Annotated in this window: 12 protein-coding genes and 7 pseudogenes; 11 read left to right on the top strand and 8 right to left on the bottom strand. The window is 63.9% G+C overall.

Annotation, left to right across the window (positions count from 1 at the left end; all coding sequences use genetic code 11):
- The first annotated feature begins 63 nt into the window (after window positions 1-63).
- From OG435_RS49385 to OG435_RS49395, 3 genes are read left to right on the top strand one after another with little or no spacing between them, the layout of a single operon-like run.
- Window positions 64-1,077, top strand: coding sequence for a terpene synthase family protein (locus OG435_RS49385; protein ID WP_266888420.1), 1,014 nt, complete (start codon window positions 64-66; stop codon window positions 1,075-1,077).
- Window positions 1,074-2,426 (top strand): cytochrome P450, encoded by a 1,353-nt coding sequence (locus OG435_RS49390; protein ID WP_266888422.1) that lies wholly within the window; start codon window positions 1,074-1,076, stop codon window positions 2,424-2,426. The genes OG435_RS49385 and OG435_RS49390 overlap by 4 nt, the downstream gene beginning before the upstream one ends.
- 20 nt (window positions 2,427-2,446) lie before the next feature.
- Window positions 2,447-3,256, top strand: coding sequence for a class I SAM-dependent methyltransferase (locus OG435_RS49395; RefSeq protein WP_266888424.1), 810 nt, complete (start codon window positions 2,447-2,449; stop codon window positions 3,254-3,256).
- Window positions 3,257-3,460: 204 nt separating this feature from the next.
- On the opposite strand, the gene OG435_RS49400 is transcribed toward OG435_RS49395, so the two are convergent.
- On the bottom strand, window positions 3,461-4,312 hold the full coding sequence (locus OG435_RS49400; RefSeq protein ID WP_266875534.1) for an IS5 family transposase: 852 nt from the start codon (window positions 4,310-4,312) through the stop codon (window positions 3,461-3,463).
- A 36-nt stretch (window positions 4,313-4,348) separates the two neighbouring features.
- On the opposite strand from OG435_RS49400, the gene OG435_RS49405 reads away from it, so the two are divergent.
- From OG435_RS49405 to OG435_RS49425, 5 genes and pseudogenes are all read left to right on the top strand, one after another.
- Complete coding sequence (locus tag OG435_RS49405) at window positions 4,349-4,900, top strand: winged helix-turn-helix domain-containing protein (RefSeq protein WP_266888426.1); 552 nt, start codon at window positions 4,349-4,351, stop codon at window positions 4,898-4,900.
- 83 nt (window positions 4,901-4,983) lie between these two features.
- On the top strand, window positions 4,984-5,202 hold the full coding sequence (locus tag OG435_RS49410; RefSeq protein WP_266888428.1) for a hypothetical protein: 219 nt from the start codon (window positions 4,984-4,986) through the stop codon (window positions 5,200-5,202).
- A 12-nt stretch (window positions 5,203-5,214) separates the two neighbouring features.
- Window positions 5,215-5,697 (top strand): annotated as a pseudogene (locus OG435_RS49415) (IS6 family transposase); the annotation flags it as partial.
- 186 nt (window positions 5,698-5,883) lie between these two features.
- A complete protein-coding gene (locus OG435_RS49420) occupies window positions 5,884-7,524 on the top strand; it encodes an IS1182 family transposase (RefSeq protein WP_266888004.1) in 1,641 nt (546 codons plus the stop codon).
- Between the two features lie 37 nt (window positions 7,525-7,561).
- Window positions 7,562-7,675, top strand: a pseudogene (locus OG435_RS49425) (IS6 family transposase); the annotation flags it as partial.
- Between the two features lie 204 nt (window positions 7,676-7,879).
- On the opposite strand, the pseudogene OG435_RS49430 reads toward OG435_RS49425, so the two are convergent.
- The 3 genes and pseudogenes from OG435_RS49430 to OG435_RS49440 form a co-directional block, all read right to left on the bottom strand.
- A pseudogene (locus tag OG435_RS49430) lies at window positions 7,880-8,011 on the bottom strand (IS6 family transposase); the annotation flags it as partial.
- Between the two features lie 393 nt (window positions 8,012-8,404).
- Window positions 8,405-8,809 (bottom strand): hypothetical protein, encoded by a 405-nt coding sequence (locus OG435_RS49435; RefSeq protein ID WP_266888430.1) that lies wholly within the window; start codon window positions 8,807-8,809, stop codon window positions 8,405-8,407.
- Window positions 8,810-8,932: 123 nt separating this feature from the next.
- Window positions 8,933-9,634 (bottom strand): hypothetical protein, encoded by a 702-nt coding sequence (locus tag OG435_RS49440; RefSeq protein WP_266888432.1) that lies wholly within the window; start codon window positions 9,632-9,634, stop codon window positions 8,933-8,935.
- 750 nt (window positions 9,635-10,384) lie between these two features.
- Between OG435_RS49440 and OG435_RS50925 the strand changes: the two are divergent.
- Window positions 10,385-10,927 (top strand): annotated as a pseudogene (locus OG435_RS50925) (IS110 family transposase); the annotation flags it as partial.
- Between the two features lie 66 nt (window positions 10,928-10,993).
- A pseudogene (locus OG435_RS49450) lies at window positions 10,994-11,689 on the top strand (IS3 family transposase); the annotation flags it as partial.
- Window positions 11,690-11,718: 29 nt separating this feature from the next.
- Here the strand turns inward: OG435_RS49450 and OG435_RS49455 are convergent.
- The 4 genes and pseudogenes from OG435_RS49455 to OG435_RS49470 all read right to left on the bottom strand — a co-directional run.
- Window positions 11,719-12,234 (bottom strand): annotated as a pseudogene (locus tag OG435_RS49455) (IS3 family transposase); the annotation flags it as partial.
- Window positions 12,235-12,309: 75 nt separating this feature from the next.
- Window positions 12,310-13,032: an IS6 family transposase gene (locus OG435_RS49460; protein WP_266881400.1), complete on the bottom strand. Its 723-nt coding sequence runs from the start codon at window positions 13,030-13,032 to the stop codon at window positions 12,310-12,312.
- Between the two features lie 70 nt (window positions 13,033-13,102).
- Window positions 13,103-13,654 (bottom strand): annotated as a pseudogene (locus tag OG435_RS49465) (Fic family protein); the annotation flags it as partial.
- A gap of 76 nt (window positions 13,655-13,730) precedes the next feature.
- Window positions 13,731-14,450 (bottom strand): IS6 family transposase, encoded by a 720-nt coding sequence (locus OG435_RS49470; protein ID WP_266888434.1) that lies wholly within the window; start codon window positions 14,448-14,450, stop codon window positions 13,731-13,733.
- Window positions 14,451-15,225: 775 nt separating this feature from the next.
- Here OG435_RS49470 and OG435_RS49475 point away from each other — a divergent pair.
- Window positions 15,226-15,783, top strand: a complete 558-nt coding sequence (locus OG435_RS49475; RefSeq protein ID WP_266888436.1) for a hypothetical protein — start codon at window positions 15,226-15,228, stop codon at window positions 15,781-15,783.
- Window positions 15,784-15,814 lie beyond the last annotated feature (31 nt).

Raw genomic sequence — 15,814 nt, forward strand, 5'->3', positions numbered from 1 at the left:
CAATTTCAGTTGGGGCGATCTCCCAATATTCGATTCAGGGCTGCCCAGTCTAAGGGAGGCGGAATGCCTGCCATTCGAAATTTGGACAAGTTCTCAGACGTTCCATGGTGCCCTTTCCCTTCACTGGTCAACTGCCACGCAGAGCAGGTTGACATGCTGAGCTTTACCTGGCTGGAGGAGAGGCGTCTCCTCGAAGGGCACCCAGATAAAATGGAAAGAATTAAAAGTCAGCACAGCGGAGTTCTCGCGGCTCGGACCAACCCCGAAGTGAACGCGGAAATGCTGGGCATTTTGTCCGACTGGTATATGTGGCTGTTCGCGTTCGACGACGGATATTGCGAGGCTGCGGAACACGGCGGGCAGTCTAAGACAATGGCTCGCGCGACGGCGCTCCTGGCGCGTGTGATCGACTCTGGTCTGCCACCCCACGAGACACCAGCGCCGATACAAAACTACGCCTCCGCACTAAGGGAAATCCAGGAGCGGATTCGTACCCGGGCATCGTCTTCGCAACTTGCTCGATGGGAGACAGCGGTCCGCGACTACCTCGCCGCGCAGGTATGGGAAGCCGCGAACAGAGAATCCGAAACAGTCCCTGGCGTTTCTGAATACGTGGCGATGCGCCGCCACGCGGGTGCCACCTACACGTGCTTGGGACTCATAGACATCGCGGCAGGCTACGAGATCGCGCCTGCTTTTTTCGATAGTCCGGCACTCCGAAGCCTCAACGACATGACGGCAAACCTTGTCAGCTGGGACAACGACCTATATTCGTACGCTAAAGAAAAGGTCGACGACCGCGGTCGTCATAACCTCATCGAGGTCATTTCGAGGCAGAACCACTTGGCCCCGCAAGATGCCAAAGAAAAAGCGGTGGAGATCCGCTCCCGCGAAATGAAGCGATTCATAGACGCAAGCGCAGACCTTTGCGCCCGTGCTGACTCTTCTGTAAGTAGATATGTGCGGAGTCTCGGGCTATGGCTGCGGGGCCACATTGACTGGTCCCGTACGAGTTCGCGATTTGATGTACCGAGAGCCGATCGGGTGGCACAAGAATTTGGCGGCGAACAGACGTGACTGGCATCCACCTTCTTCGTGGCACTTCGGGTGCGCCAGTCGCCCCAGGGCGTCTGCCCCTGGTGGGGCACTTGCTCCCTCTCATGAGGCATCCCATCCAGTTTCTCCAAGCACTGGAACGCCTCGGCCCGGTCGTCAAGATATATCTATGGCGGCGACCTGTCTACGTGCTCACCACTCCCGAACTTGTCCGCACTCTCCTCGTGCAGGATGCGGCGAAAGTGGAGAAGGGATTTGTATTCGATAAGGCGCGCCCACTGCTAGGGAATGGGTTGTTCATTTCCGAGGGTGCCGCCCATCTGCATCAGCGACGGCTTGTCCAGCCAGCGTTCCACCAAGACAGAATCCATATGTACACAAATAAGATGGCCGCTCAAGCTTCACTGGCAGTGCGGCGTTGGGAGCCTGACAGGCCTATAGAACTGATCGAGAACATCCACGAACTCACTCGGGACATCGTCCTGGAAGCGCTTTTCGCCGCACATCTGAGCCCGGATCAAAAGGATCGAATCCTTCAGGCTGCTCCCGTGGTTCTCGGCGGCTTCATTCGCCGAGCACTTTACCCGTCATCCGTGATCGAGAAAATACCCACACCGGCCAATAGGGGCTTTGACGCCGCCGTCCGGGCCTTGCGACATACTGTGGACGAGATAGTCACACAAGCGAGCCAAGGAGAACCGGCAGAAGAGACATTGTTGTCTTTGCTGCTGTCCGTAAGGGATGACGCAGGTCAGCCGATGAGCCCGGTTCAGATTCGCGACGAGGCAGTCTCCGTGCTGTTGGCCGGCACCGAGACGTCCGCCACGTCCCTCGCATGGCTGTTCTACGAACTCGCCCGCCGTCCAGAATTGCAAGACGAAATTGCCGAAGAAATCAAGACCGTCATCAGCGAAGACGGCGTGACGTGGCGTGAAATTCCTGACCTTGCGCTCATGGGAGCAGCGCTCAACGAAACCCTTCGGCTGCACACCCCAAACTGGATCCTCATGCGCCGTGCGGTGCTTCCCTTGCGCTACGCCGGCGTGTCGCTCGCCCTTGGCTCTGACATCCTTTTCAGCCTTACCACGCTGCACCGAGACCCACGTCACTATCCAGATCCATTCCGATTCGATCCCGAACGTTGGCAGCGGGACAGTACCAAATCGCCGAAACTCTTCATGCCGTTTGCTGCAGGTCCGCACAAATGTATCGGTGACTCATTCGCCTGGGCAGAAATGATGGTCATCGCCGTTACTGTTCTCACTAGATGGCGTATCACCCTCGTAGCGCCTGACTCGGTCCGCGAAACAGCCAACTCAGCCACCGTGCGTCCCGATGGTCTACGGGTCACCCTCCACCGAAGAAATTAACCGCCGGCGCCGGAGAGAATATGAACAGCGAGTCCTATATCTTGAGGTCAGCCCACACCGAAGAGCTGCAGAGGTTGTCAGAATTTTCTCGCATATACGACCCCGGCACGCATCGATTTTTGCGTGAAATCGGCATCAGACCAGACTGGCAGTGCCTCGAAGCAGGCGCCGGCACCGGCACCATAGCAGCGTGGCTGGCGTCATTCGTTGGCATAGGCGGATCGGTCTTGGCCACCGACACCAAACCAGCCTTGCTGGAGAATGCCGCGAAAGATCATGAGTTCACCGCAATTTACCACGACCTCACGCAGGACTCGCTAGCTGAGAACGCCTACGACCTGGTGCACTGTCGAGCAGTACTGGAACATCTAGACAGCGCCGACCAGGCGTTCCACTCCCTTGCTGGGGCAACGAACGCGGGGGGCTGGCTCGTCATCGAATCCCACGACCTGTCACCCTCCTCGATCGACTTGGTCTGCCGTCATACGCGCAGCGACCTGGCTCCGACCGTCTCCAAATTTCTTGAGCTCGGAGCACAGGCCATGAGTCGATTCGGCGCAACACCAGAATACGGAAGCAAGTTGCTCCACAATTTTCTCGATGCCGGGTTCATCGAATTGACGCTGGAGACGCACGCCTATCCGTTCGCAGGGGGAGCGGAAAGCCTGTTCTCCCTCAGTCTTTCCCAAGTCGAAGAAGCACTGCTCGGAAGTGGCGCAATGACGCAATCGGAATATGAAGAAGCGCTGGCGGTCTTCAATAATCCCGATTCAGAATTTCTCACCCCCCTTCTCGTCAGCGTCCGAGGGCGGGCCCCCACCCGCAGCTGAAACGGGCGAACGAGATGGCGGATTCAACCGGTCAGCGCAAAGAGTCCTGTGAGATGGCGTACTGATCTTTGATGCCGTGTTTGATGATCTGGGCAGGTTCGGTATGCCGGGTGTATGGGGACTCGAACTCGTGCGTCGTTGAGCCCAGTTGATTTGGAGCGGCGACGTTTGCAGGCGGCTGATTTAGACCGACCGGCAAATGGATCACTTGAGGCGTCGGGTGGTGGGGCGGTCGGCCCAGCGGTAGCGGCTCGTTGCTCGACGGATGAGCATGCGGAGCGTGACGAGGGCGGCGGCCAGGTACAGGTAGAAGTCCACGATGCTGCCGCTCTTCTCTGTGCAGCGCCGCAGCTTGCCGTAGTCGTTCATCCACGAGTGCGTGCGCTCGACCACCCAGCGCTTGCCGGCTTGGATCGGGGCTGGCACGCCCTTACGCGCGATCTCGGCCGTGAATCCCAACTCGGCTATAAGCGCACGGGACGTGGTGCTGTCGTAGCCGCGGTCGAGGTTGACGTTGACCGCCGTCGGCATTGCGCCGACCTGTGCCTTCGCCGCCTCCAGGGTGGGGCCCAGCAGGGGTGAGTCGTGCCGGTTCGCGCCGGCGGAGACGATTCCGATCGGGACACCGCAGGCGTCGGAGGCGACCGAGCGTTTCAGTCCTTGCTTGCCCCGGTCGACCGGGGAGCGTCCCGCCTTCTCACCGCCGGACGGGGCCTTGGTGATGCAGCCGTCCACCGAGATCTCGCCCAGCCCGAGACCGATCATCCGGTCGTGCGCCTCGAGAGCCAGTGCGTGGACCTTCTCGGATATCCCCAGTTCAGACCACTCCTTGACGCGGCGTCTGATGGTGCGGTCGGAGCATCCGGGGGTGGAGATGCGCTCGTAGCCTGAGCCGTGGACCAGCGCGAGCACGACGTGCTCGAAGACCGTCCGGTCAGCGATCCGGCGGCGGTGGCAGCCCAGCGGGTGGTCCGCAGCGAACTCTCGCCGGGCGGGCAGGAGTGCGGAGAACTGGTCCCAGAGGGGTTCGAGCAGGCAAGATGGCAGCGCGGGCACGGCCGTCCTTCGTGATCACTGAGCGTAGAGAACTCCATGATCACGTGGACCCGTGCCCGCACTGCATCCACCGCGCTCGATCACTCGACAGAGGCTGCCTATTGCCGGTCGGTCTTATTCGAACAGGGGATGCGGCAGAGCAAGGTCGCCCAGATGCTCGGGGTGACGCCGCAGGCGGTCAGCCTGTGGCGGCGGGCCTGGGCTGAGGGCGGCCGTCGGGCCCTGCTGTCCAGGGGGCCGGGCGGCAGTTCGTATCTGAGCGCGGAGCAGGAGCGGGAGCGGGAGCTGGAGGGTCTTCTGCGGGCGGGGCCGACGGCGTACGGCTGGGAGGATCAGCGGTGGACCCTGGCCCGGGTCGGGGTCCTGATCGAGGAGCGGTTCAAGGTCCGCTACGAGGTCTCCGGGGTGTGGCGGCTGTTGGACCGTCTGGGCTGGTCGTGGCAGGTGCCGAAGGTGCGGGCCGTGGAGCGTAGCGAGGAGGCGATTGCCGCATGGCGCACGGAGACGTGGCCGGCGGCCTCCCATCCGCGCAGGTCACAGCCACAGGCGGGTGGGTCTGCTTCGAGGACGAGGCCGGAGCCTGGCTGAACGGGCCCATCCGCCGCACCTGGGGCAAGGCCGGGCAGACCCCGGTGCTACGGCTGTCCGGGAAACGCAACGACAAGATCAGCATGGTCGCGTGGATCTGCTTCAAGGAGGGCACGGAGCCCCGGATGATCTATGCGGTCAAGCCGTCGGGCGGCTACACGAAGAAGGACTTCCCACGCTTCCTCGCCCTGCTCCACCGCCGGCTGGACGGCCCGGTCACCCTCGTCTGGGACAACTACTCCAGCGGCCTTGTCACGTTGTCGGGGCAGGGTGAGATGATCTTCGGGTTGTCCGTCCGGTGAGGGGTGGGGTTCGTGTCGTCCAGCACGCCGTCGTATGCGAATCACCGTTACCCGGTGGAGATCATTTCGCACTGTGTGTGGCTGTACTTCCGCTTCCCCCTCAGCTTCCGTGAGGTGGAGGAGATGATGCTCGAGCGGGGCGTGATCGTCTCGTACGAGAGCATCCGCCGGTGGTGTCTGAAGTTCGGCCAGGCCTACGCCAACGCGCTGCGCCGCAGGCGCCCGCAGCCCGGCGACAAGTGGCATCTCGACGAGGTGTTCATCAAGATCGGCGGGAAGCAGAAGTACTTGTGGCGGGCCGTCGATGCCGACGGAAACGTCCTCGACATCCTCGTCCAGAGCCGGCGTGACAAGGCTGCGGCCAGGCGTTTCTTCCGTCGGCTCCTCACCTCCACCGGGCAGGTACCCCGGGTGGTCGTGACCGACAAGCTGAGGTCGTACGGGGCAGCGCACCGGGAAGTGATGCCCTCCGTGGAGCACCGTGCCCACAAGGGATCCTGCTGGCCAAATGTCGTGTCCTGCGGTGAGGGCGGGCGGTTGGCATGGTGGTGGCCGGTTCTGTCGTTCCCGGCTGGTGGGGTGGGAGTCATGTCGTTGCTGCCGGAGCAGTGGCCCGAGGTCCCTGAGGTGACGGTGCGGGTCGCGCGGGCGGTGGCTGGTCGTGGGGCGCCGCCGTTGGCTATGCGGGTGCGGGATGAGCTGGGCGGGCTGTTCGCGGATGCCGAGTTCGCCGGGGCGTTCGGTCTGCGGGGCCGGCGGGGCTGGTCGCCGGGGCGGCTGGCGATGGTGACGGTGCTGCAGATGGCGGAGAACCTGACCGACCGCGCCGCCGCCCACCGGGTCCGGTTCGACCTGTCGTGGAAGTACTGCCTTGGCCTGGAGTTGGAGGACGTCGGCTTCGATGCCTCGGTGCTCTCGGAGTTCCGCACCCGGGTGGTCGAGCACGGCCTGGAGGAGCGGGTACTGGATCTGCTGCTGGCGGCATTGAAGGGCAAGGGCCTGGTCAAGGCTGGGGGTAAGCAGCGGACCGACTCCACCCACGTGCTGGCGGCGGTGCGGGACCTGAACCGCCTCGAGCTGTGCGGGGAGTCGGTGCGGGCCGCGCTGGAGGCGCTGTCCGCCGCGGCCCCGCACTGGGTGGCGCAGGCCGTGGACGTCCGTGGGTGGAACCGCCGCTACGGGCGGCGCATCGACGAGAGCTGGCGTCCCGCCAGCTCCAAAGCCAAGCGGGACGAACTCGTACTGGACTACGGCCGTGACGCGGTGGCCCTGCTGCGGGCGGTCCACAACCCTCACTCGCCCCTGTGGCTGCGCGAGCTGCCCGCGGTCCAGGTCCTGCGCCGGATCACTGTGCAGAACTACCTGGTCACCACCGGCGGCGACGGGCGGGAGGTGGTCAAGCGGCGGGAGGCGGACAAGGAGGGTCTCCCGCCCGGCAGACTGCGCCTGGCCTCGCCCTACGACCTCGACGCCCGCAACGGCACCAAGAACGCCCTACACTGGACCGGGTACAAACTGCACATCAGCGAGGTCTGCCAGCGGCCCCGGCCCGGCGGAGGGACCCCGCGGCCGGGACGCCGGGCGCGTCCGGACATCCCGAACGTGATCACACATGTCGCGACCACGGACGCGACCGTGCCCGATGTGAAGCTGGTCGAGCCCGTCCACCGGGCCCTCGCCGACCGGGGCCTGCTGCCCGCCGAGCACTACCTCGACTCCGGCTACGCAAGCGCGGAACTCCTCGCCGGGGCCCGGGCCGCCTTCGGGATCACCCTGGTCGCACCGCTCCTGGCGGGCACCTCCCGCCAGGACCGGGAGAACGCCGGTTACCAGCGCGAAGCCTTCACCATCGACTGGGACGCCGAGCAAGCCACCTGCCCCCAGGGCGCCACCAGCAGGTTCTGGAGCCCGGCCCGGCAACACGGCCGCGAAGGGATCGCGGTCCGCTTCGACGAGGCCGACTGCGGCCCCTGCCCGGTCAGAGCGGCATGCACCGACGCCACACGCCAGGGCCGCCAGCTCACCCTGCGCCCACGGGACCTGCAGGAACTGATCAACACGAACCACGCCGCCCAGCAGGACGCCGACTGGCAGACCACATACGCCCTGCGCGCCGGCGTCGAGGGCACCATCCGCCAGGCCACAGCCGTCACCGGTAACCGCAGGGCCCGCTATCGCGGCCTCGCGAAGACCCACCTCGAACACGTCTACTCCGCCGTCGCCCTCAACCTCATCCGCCTCGACGCCTGGTGGAACAACCAACCCCTCGACCACACCCGCACCAGTCACCTCGCGAGACTTGACCTCACCCTCACGGCCTGACTGCCCCCCACATTTGGCCAGCAGGATCCACAAGGGCTTGAACAACCGGGCCGAGAACTCCCACCAGCCAACGAGGCAGCGGGAACGCGCGATGAAAGGGTTCCGCAGCCCGGGTGGGGCGCAACGGTTCCTGGCCGCGTTCACCGGAATCTCACCCCACTTCCGGCCCCCACCGGCACCTGATGACCGCCGGCGGCCACCGCTTCGAGATGATGATCCGCTTCACCGTCTGGAACCAGATCACCGGCAGCACGAGGAGCCTGCTTGCCGCGGCCTGAATTACGCCCTCTACCAGGCCCTGGCACACCCTGACGCGCAATCAAACGATCACGCCGCCGACAACGTGACAGTGCCCGATGCCCCGCTCGAGCATCATCTCCTCGACCTCGCGGAAGGAGAGGGGGAAGCGGAAGTACAGCCACACACAGTGCGAAATGATCTCCACCGGGTAGCGGTGATTCTTGTACGACGGCACCACAGACGACACGAACCCCACCCCTCCCGGACACCGACAACCCAAAGATCATCCCAGACCGCCGAACAAGGTGACGGTGCCATCCGAAGCCGTGCGGTCCACCGGGGAGCAACGAACCAGAGAGCGACCACGATGTAGAGACCGGTTGCCCAGTGAGGTTCTGCGAAGACATCTTTCAGCATGAGCAGATCGTCCCGCCCGGCAGTGACATCGCAGGCCGAGTCCCCTCGTCTTCATGCCCCGGCCCACCTCCCTGACACGGAACACAGGTCCGGAGAACTCAGGCGCCCGCTTCGGGGCTGCGGCGAATATACTGGGGTCACCAAGTTGCTCAGGCACGAATGGCCCCCACCGATGGTGGGGGCCATTCACTTGTCCGCGGACGGACGGTGGGATGCCCCGTCCTCAGGCGACCTGCAGCTTCGGCCTGCCCGTCGGGGCCGGCGGGGCCTGGTGGTACGTCGGCAGCTTCAGGTTCGGCAGGTCCCCCGCCTGGATGCGGGTGAGGGCCGCGCGGAACGCCGCCTCCATCGCCTCCGGCGAGTCGTACTTAGCCGCCAGCGGGTGGAGCCGGTACGAGTTGCCCGTGCGCTCCTCGCTGGGCGGCCGCAGCACGATGTTCAGGTCGCACAGCGGCGCCATGAGCCCGCTGATGGCCTGCGGGGTGACCCCGTACTCGGCGGCCATGTCCTTCTGCCGGACCGGCAGCGTTCCCCCGAAGTCGCTGCGGGAGACGAGGTACTGGAGGAACTTGACGGCGGACCCTGACAGCGGCAGGGCCCAGATGCGCTCCGCAACGATCGGAGACATGACGTTAGCCATGGGGGGACAGCCTTCCTCGTGAACGGTCGCCTGTGTACGGGCCGTACGGGCCGTGCTTGCTGCTGGACGTGCCGTACCGGCTGTACGGGCCGTACTGGTCTTGCAGCGCTATCACCCGGTCCTCTTCCTGGTGCCGAAGCTCTCGTCGACCCCGAAGTCGAGCTCCAGCTCCTCCTGATGGGCGCCTTCCGGCCCCATCGCGTACGGGAACGCCTCCGGGTCGTGCGCGTGCTTCTCGGCAATGTCGGCGAGCACCTCGTGCTGCGCCGTGCTGTTGCCGTGGAACCACAACCGCACGTTGATCTGGATCCGGCCGTTGCCGGCCTTCTCCACCCAGTTGTAGCCGCACAGCGCCTGGACCGCACGGTTGACCGTGGAACGCGTGATCATCTTGCCGCCCTTCTGGCCGGCGACCTTGTTCAGTCCGTCCGTGATCTCCTGCTGCGTGTACGGGGTGATGCCGGTGCCCGGCACCTGTCCCCCGGCCACGAAGAGGAACACGCACAGCTGGGACTTGGTGATGCTGTTCGCGACGGCCAGCTGCGCCAACAGCTGCGTGAACCAGTTGCTGGCCAGGCTGTATCCGGCACCCCCGGCCATGTCGTGGACGGCCTTCGGGTCTGCCGCGTACTCGAAGTGGACTCCCTTGAGCCGACGACGGCCGCTGGGGTCGGTGGCCTCGGCCACCTTCTCCCCGAGCTGCTGACCGAGGACAGCCAGGATGTCGCCGTACTCGGCTTCGTTCCCCTCGGCAGTGGGGACGGGGACAGGCCGGGGCCCGCGCCGACGACGGGCGGGCGGATCAGATGTCACAGGACCTCCTTGTTGCTCAGGCGGTCCGAGACTATCCAAAAAATCAAGCAGAGCTTGTCTTTTGGTACGTCGGCGCGTCAAAAGTAGCCCCTACGTGGAGTCTCTGTGGGGCCCTGTTCGACCGGGGAAGCAAAAGTACACGGTACGTGTAGTTATTTTTCGAGCAAGCCCCAAAAGTACACGACTCCTTGACTTACATGTGTCGTGATGGCGACACATTCGGGCTTCCGAGCGTTCGAGCCGAGGGTCGATCGACGGCCTTGGTCCGACTCTCTGACCTGCGGCGATCCGGAGCCTGTTGGCGCTCCCAGAAAGTACACCGGTGTTTGAGTTTTCCGCGGAATGTGCTCGCCAGGTACACATTCCGGAGCACCAAAGGTGTCCTGGGGAACACATACCCTTCGACAAACCAGCAGGTCAGAGGCTTAAAAACGCCGAGCCCTCTTACTAAAGAGCGCAACTGGACCGACGGCACCAGCACACACCCCACCTCGCGCAGCGTCGGCTGCGGGAGGTGCTGGCTGGTGGTGCATCACCAGCGAAGTGCTCCTCGCGACACACTCCTGCTCCCCAGCACTGAGGGTGCAAGGCACGCTCCGTTCCCCACGGTTGTCTCGATTCTTCCGCCCCGACCTGCCGCTGCTCCGACCCATCTCCGACCGGTACCACCGAAAGTCAGCCACGACGATGCCGTCCGTCGAACGAGCACGCACGCGTATGCACGGCAACCCATTCCCGGTTCTCGCCACGATGCAATGTCTTGCGAACCTGACCGAACCCGCCGGCCGCCAATGTTCCCCAGCTACTCCGTCGGGGCACCGGAAGCCCCTCAGGGCTGAGGAGCTGCCGACCCCCGCGCACTTCAACCGAACAGGTACCTGGGCGGGTGGTTCGGTCATTGCGGATGAGATCAGCCAAAAAACGACCCACAGAACGGTGCCTGAGGCCCCCGATCTCTCAGACGTCTTGGACCTGGGCGACGAGGTGACCTGGGGCATCAACCTGGCCGACGGCGGAGCCGCCCTGGCCATCACGATCCTCCTCAACCACGACCAGCCGGTGCTCTACCTCTCCGGCCGTGCCATCAACCGTGGGTCCGACGGCTACCGGGGTGAAGGCAAGACCGATGCCAAAGATGCAGCCGTCATCGCCGACCAGGTCCGTGTCCGGCGGGATCTGCAGCACTTACGGATTGGCGATGCGATTGCCGCCGATCTCAAAATCCTCACGGGCCGGCGCATGGACCTGGTCGCCGACCGCACCCGCACCGTCAACCGCCTCCGAGCTCAGCTGAGGTGATCCCCGCGGTGTGGACACACCTGACAATGGATCTTGTTGATCCTGGAAGGTGTAGACCACGTGGCAAGGCCCTCGAAGTACAGTGCGGAGTTTCGGTCCGACGCGATCGCGTTGTGGCGGGCTTCGGCCGGCAGGCGGACGTTTCGGGACGTCGCGGCAGATCTGAACGTCAACCCCGAGACGCTGCGTACCTGGGTGCGTGACAGCGACGACCGTCCGGCCGCCTCCGGACACCGAGGCCGAGCTGGCCCGGCTGCAGGCGGAGAACGCCCGGCTGCTGAAGAACGAGAAGGAATGGCATCTCGAGCGGGAGATCCTGCGACGGGCATCCGCCTATTTCGCGCGGGAGATGAAGTGAAGACCGCCGCTTGGGACTTCGTCTCTGCCCACGCCGAGATGTTCGGCGTCAAGCGGATATGCCGGGTGCTGGAAGTCTCCCGCTCGGGCTACTACCGGTGGATCGCCGGCGCCCCGGCGCGGGCGGAGCGGCAGGGCGCCGAGGACGCCCTGGTCAAGGAGATCCGCGAGATCCATGCCGAACACCGCGGCAACTACGGCGCGCTCCGAGTCCATGCCGAACTGCGCGGCTTCGGCCACACGGTCAACCGCAAACGGGTGGCCAGGCTGATGCGCAAGCACCACATCGTCGGCCGCCACCTGCGTAGGAGGAAGCGCACCACGATCCGGGACCGCCTCGCGCCGCCGGTAGCGGACCTGGTCCAGCGGGACTTCACCGCTGGCGCGCTGGACGAGAAGGGGCCTTGACCCCGAATCCTGAACACGGGTTATGCGGCTGGTGTCAGCGTAGTTGGTGTGAGGTGGAGGGCGTTTTCGAAGGCGATCGGTGATCGTTGTCCGAGGCGGGAGTGTCGGCGTCGGGTGTTGTATCGGGTCAGCCATCGGAAGGCGTCGAGTCGGGCTTCGCACTCGTCTGGCCAGCTCTTTCGTCCCTGCAGGGTTTCGCGTTTGAAGGTCGCGTTGAAGGACTCGGCGAGTGCGTTGTCCGCGCTGGACCCGACCGCGCTCATGCTTCGCCGGACCCCTGCTGACCTGCAGGCTTCGGCGAATGCCCTGCTCGTGTACTGGGCTCCGTGGTCGGTGTGCATGATCGATCCGGCAAGGCTGCCGCGCGTGCGGATCGCTGCGGCCAGGGCGTCGGTGACGAGGTCCGCGCGCATGTGGCCGGCGATCGCCCAGCCGGCCAACCGGCTCGAGGCGAGGTCGATGACGGTCGCCAGGTAGCAGAACTTCCCGCCGTCGATGGGCAGGTAGGTGATGTCGCCGACGTACTTCGTGTTCGGGCACTGTCACGTTGTCGGCGGCGTGATCGTTTGATTGCGCGTCAGGGTGTGCCAGGGCCTGGTAGAGGGCGTAATTCAGGCCGCGGCAAGCAGGCTCCTCGTGCTGCCGGTGATCTGGTTCCAGACGGTGAAGCGGATCATCATCTCGAAGCGGTGGCCGCCGGCGGTCATCAGGTGCCGGTGGGGCCGGAAGTGGGGTGAGATCCCGGTGAACGCGGCCAGGAACCGTTGCGCCCCACCCGGGCTGCGGAACCCTTTCATCGCGCGTTCCCGCTGCCTCGTTGGCTGGTGGGAGTTCTCGGCCCGGTTGTTCAAGCCCTTGTGGGCACGGTGCTCCACGGAGGGCATCACTTCCCGGTGCGCCGCCCCGTACGACCTCAGCTTGTCGGTCACGACCACCCGGGGCACCTGCCCGGTGGAGGTGAGGAGCCGACGGAAGAAACGCCTGGCCGCAGCCTTGTCACGCCGGCTCTGGACCAGGATGTCCAGGACGTTTCCGTCGGCATCGACGGCCCGCCACAAGTACTTCTGCTTCCCGCCGATCTTGATGAACACCTCGTCGAGATGCCACTTGTCGCCGGGCTGCGGGCGCCTGCGGCGCAGCGCGTTGGCGTAGGCCTGGCCGAACTTCAGACACCACCGGCGGATGCTCTCGTACGAGACGATCACGCCCCGCTCGAGCATCATCTCCTCCACCTCACGGAAGCTGAGGGGGAAGCGGAAGTACAGCCACACACAGTGCGAAATGATCTCCACCGGGTAACGGTGATTCGCATACGACGGCGTGCTGGACGACACGAACCCCACCCCTCACCGGACGGACAACCCGAAGATCATCTCACCCTGCCCCGACAACGTGACAAGGCCCCTTGCAGTACTCCCAGGTGTTGCTTGGCATCCCGAGCCACTCCTCGATCGAGGAGAACTCGGGCGCCAGAACGCCGCCGCGGGCGATCAGCAGGGTCTGCAGGGACCGGGACATACGGCCGTTCCCGTCAGACCAGGGATGGATCTTCACCAGATTCAGGTGTGCCATCGCCGCACGGATCAGGACGTGCGCTTCGGCGTCGCCGTCGTTGAGCCAGTCCACCAGTTCGGCCATCAGGCCGGGCACGAGCTCCTGGTCGGGACCGTCGTAGTCGGTTGCGAGCTCGTCGCCGGGCGCGATGATCCGGATCGAGGTCTTGCGCCACTGGCCGGCGGTGCGCAAGGGGTGATGGTGGCCTTGGAGCATCCAGTGGAGCGCGTTGAGGAGTTCCTTGCTGTACCGGAAGTCGGCGACGTCGTGGAGTGACTGGATGTACGTCATCGCCTGCTGGTAGGCGAGAGTCTCAGCCTTGTTCTCCTCGCTGGCGTCGACCTCACGCTCTCCGTCCATCAGGTCCGCGACGTCCTTCGCGTCGACCCGGTAGCCCTCGATGGCCTTGTCACGTTGTCGGCTGCATGATCGTTTGATGGTGTGTCAGGGTGTGGTGGGGCCGGGGCGGGGCTGTGGTTCAGGCCGTGGCGGGCATGCCGGCGGCTCCGGTGATGTGGTTCCAGATCGTGAAGCGGATGCTCATTTCGAAGCGGTGGCGGCCGGCGGTCATGAGGTGGCGGTGGGGTCTGAAGTGGGGTGAGATCCCGGTGAACGCGGACAGGAACCGCTGCGCGGATCCTGGGCTGCGGAACCCCTTCATCGCCCGTTCCCGCTGCCTCGTAGGCTGGTGCGAGTTCTCCGCCCGGTTGTTCAACCCCTTGTGCGCACGGTGCTCCACCGACGGCATCACCTCCCGGTGCGCAACCCCGTACGACTTCAGCTTGTCCGTGACGACCACCCTCGACACTCGCCTGGTCGTGGTGAGGAGCAGGCGGAAGAAACGCCTGGCCGCAGCCTTGTCACGGCGATTCTGGACCAGGATGTCCAGGACGTTCCCGTCCTGGTCGACGGCCCGCCACAAGTACTTCGACGCCCCGTTGATCTTGACGAAGACCTCGTCGAGATGCCATTTATCGCCGGGCTGCGGACGCCGTCGGCGCAGCGCGTTCGCGTAGGCCTGGCCGAACTTCAGACACCACCGGCGGATGCTCTCGTAGGAGACGATCACGCCCCGCTCGAGCATCATCTCCTCGACCTCGCGGAAGGAGAGCGGGAAGCGGAAGTACAGCCACACACAGTGCGAAATGATCTCCACCGGGTACCGGTGATTCGCGTACGACGGCACCGCAGACGACACGAACCCCACCCCACCCGGACACCCACAACCCCAAGATCATCCCAGACCGCCGAACAAGGTGACAGTGCCCATCAGGACTATGAATCAGCCCTGACTCCGGGGGTCACCTCACCCGTGACAGTGCCCCGACAACGCGACAGCACCCTCACGAACACCTATTCTTGACTCAAGAAGCTGGTGTTCGGTGGTTCCAGGAGCCATATAAGGTGACTCCTTCGGCGATGGCCGTGTGTGACGGCCGCGGCTATATTCCCCGTCCGTTCAATTTTCCTTCAGCTCAGCAGGAGGAGTAGCCCCTGTGGCAAAATTAGGTTTTAAACTCCTCCTTGGCAAATGCTGCACGCGTTGCCGATACAGTGCCATGGCATTTTTGTCGGCTGCCACTCTGGCAGTCGGGCCCGCGAGCCCAGGAATCCGCTCCTCCGAACTCGTCATGGCGCAACGCCCATTCTCGCCGACCGATATATCAATGTTCACTCCGGACGTCTATCCGGATTCGCCCCCGATGCAGCCTGCCACAGCAGCGTTCGGTCAGACAGTAATGCAAAAACTCTCGGAAAGCGTTAAGTCGCGCTGTCCGGGCCGTATCGCTGAAGCGGTCGAGGTGTTTCATGATAGATCGATTTCGAGGATTGTTCGAGACGTGCGACTCAAAGCCGCCGTAGCTGCGCTAACATGCACGATCGGAGAACCGTCCGTGTCCCTTCTACGGGAGGCGGGGGCTTTCGGGAGCGTAAGTTTCGCGAAGCTCCCGGATGGTATTTTGGCGCGATCCGTGCCAGCGGCTCCTAATGACAATGGGCGGCGCGATATCCTCGTAAATGATCGCTACAGGTTCGAGGATTTCCGTCTCATTTCCCCGCTAATCTTCCACGAAATCCTGCACCACGACAACAAATCCGGCCCCACTGAAGAGCTCATTTTGCACGCTCTGGATTCACTCGTGTTCGCCCAGCAGATAATTTCTACCCCACACCTCGCGGCAGCGGGCACGGAACTGACCAGGATCCAAAACACCGTCTTGATGGCGCGAATCAATAGCGGAATCGACAGTCATCTCACTCTTCGCGCGGCCAATGCTCCGATCTTTCCAAACGGTATTTTCGTTCCAAATTTCTCGGCCTTGTATCCAGAAGGATCTAATGGAACGCCGGGAAATATCGCCCTAGTTGCCATAATGGGGAATATGCAAAACCCGGAGACGAAGAATTCCATGATCGCAGATTTCGACAGTGACACGCTGGCCCGCCTTTACGAGAATCAAGGGCTGGCGATTAATCAAATTGTGCGAGCTGCTGTTATTTTGAGGCTTAATGTTGATAACTATTACTGATCTTCACCTCAGTGCTTGACGGTCATCCCAG

Origin of the sequence: Streptomyces sp. NBC_01264 (assembly GCF_026340675.1) — a bacterium.
GTDB lineage: Bacteria > Actinomycetota > Actinomycetes > Streptomycetales > Streptomycetaceae > Streptomyces.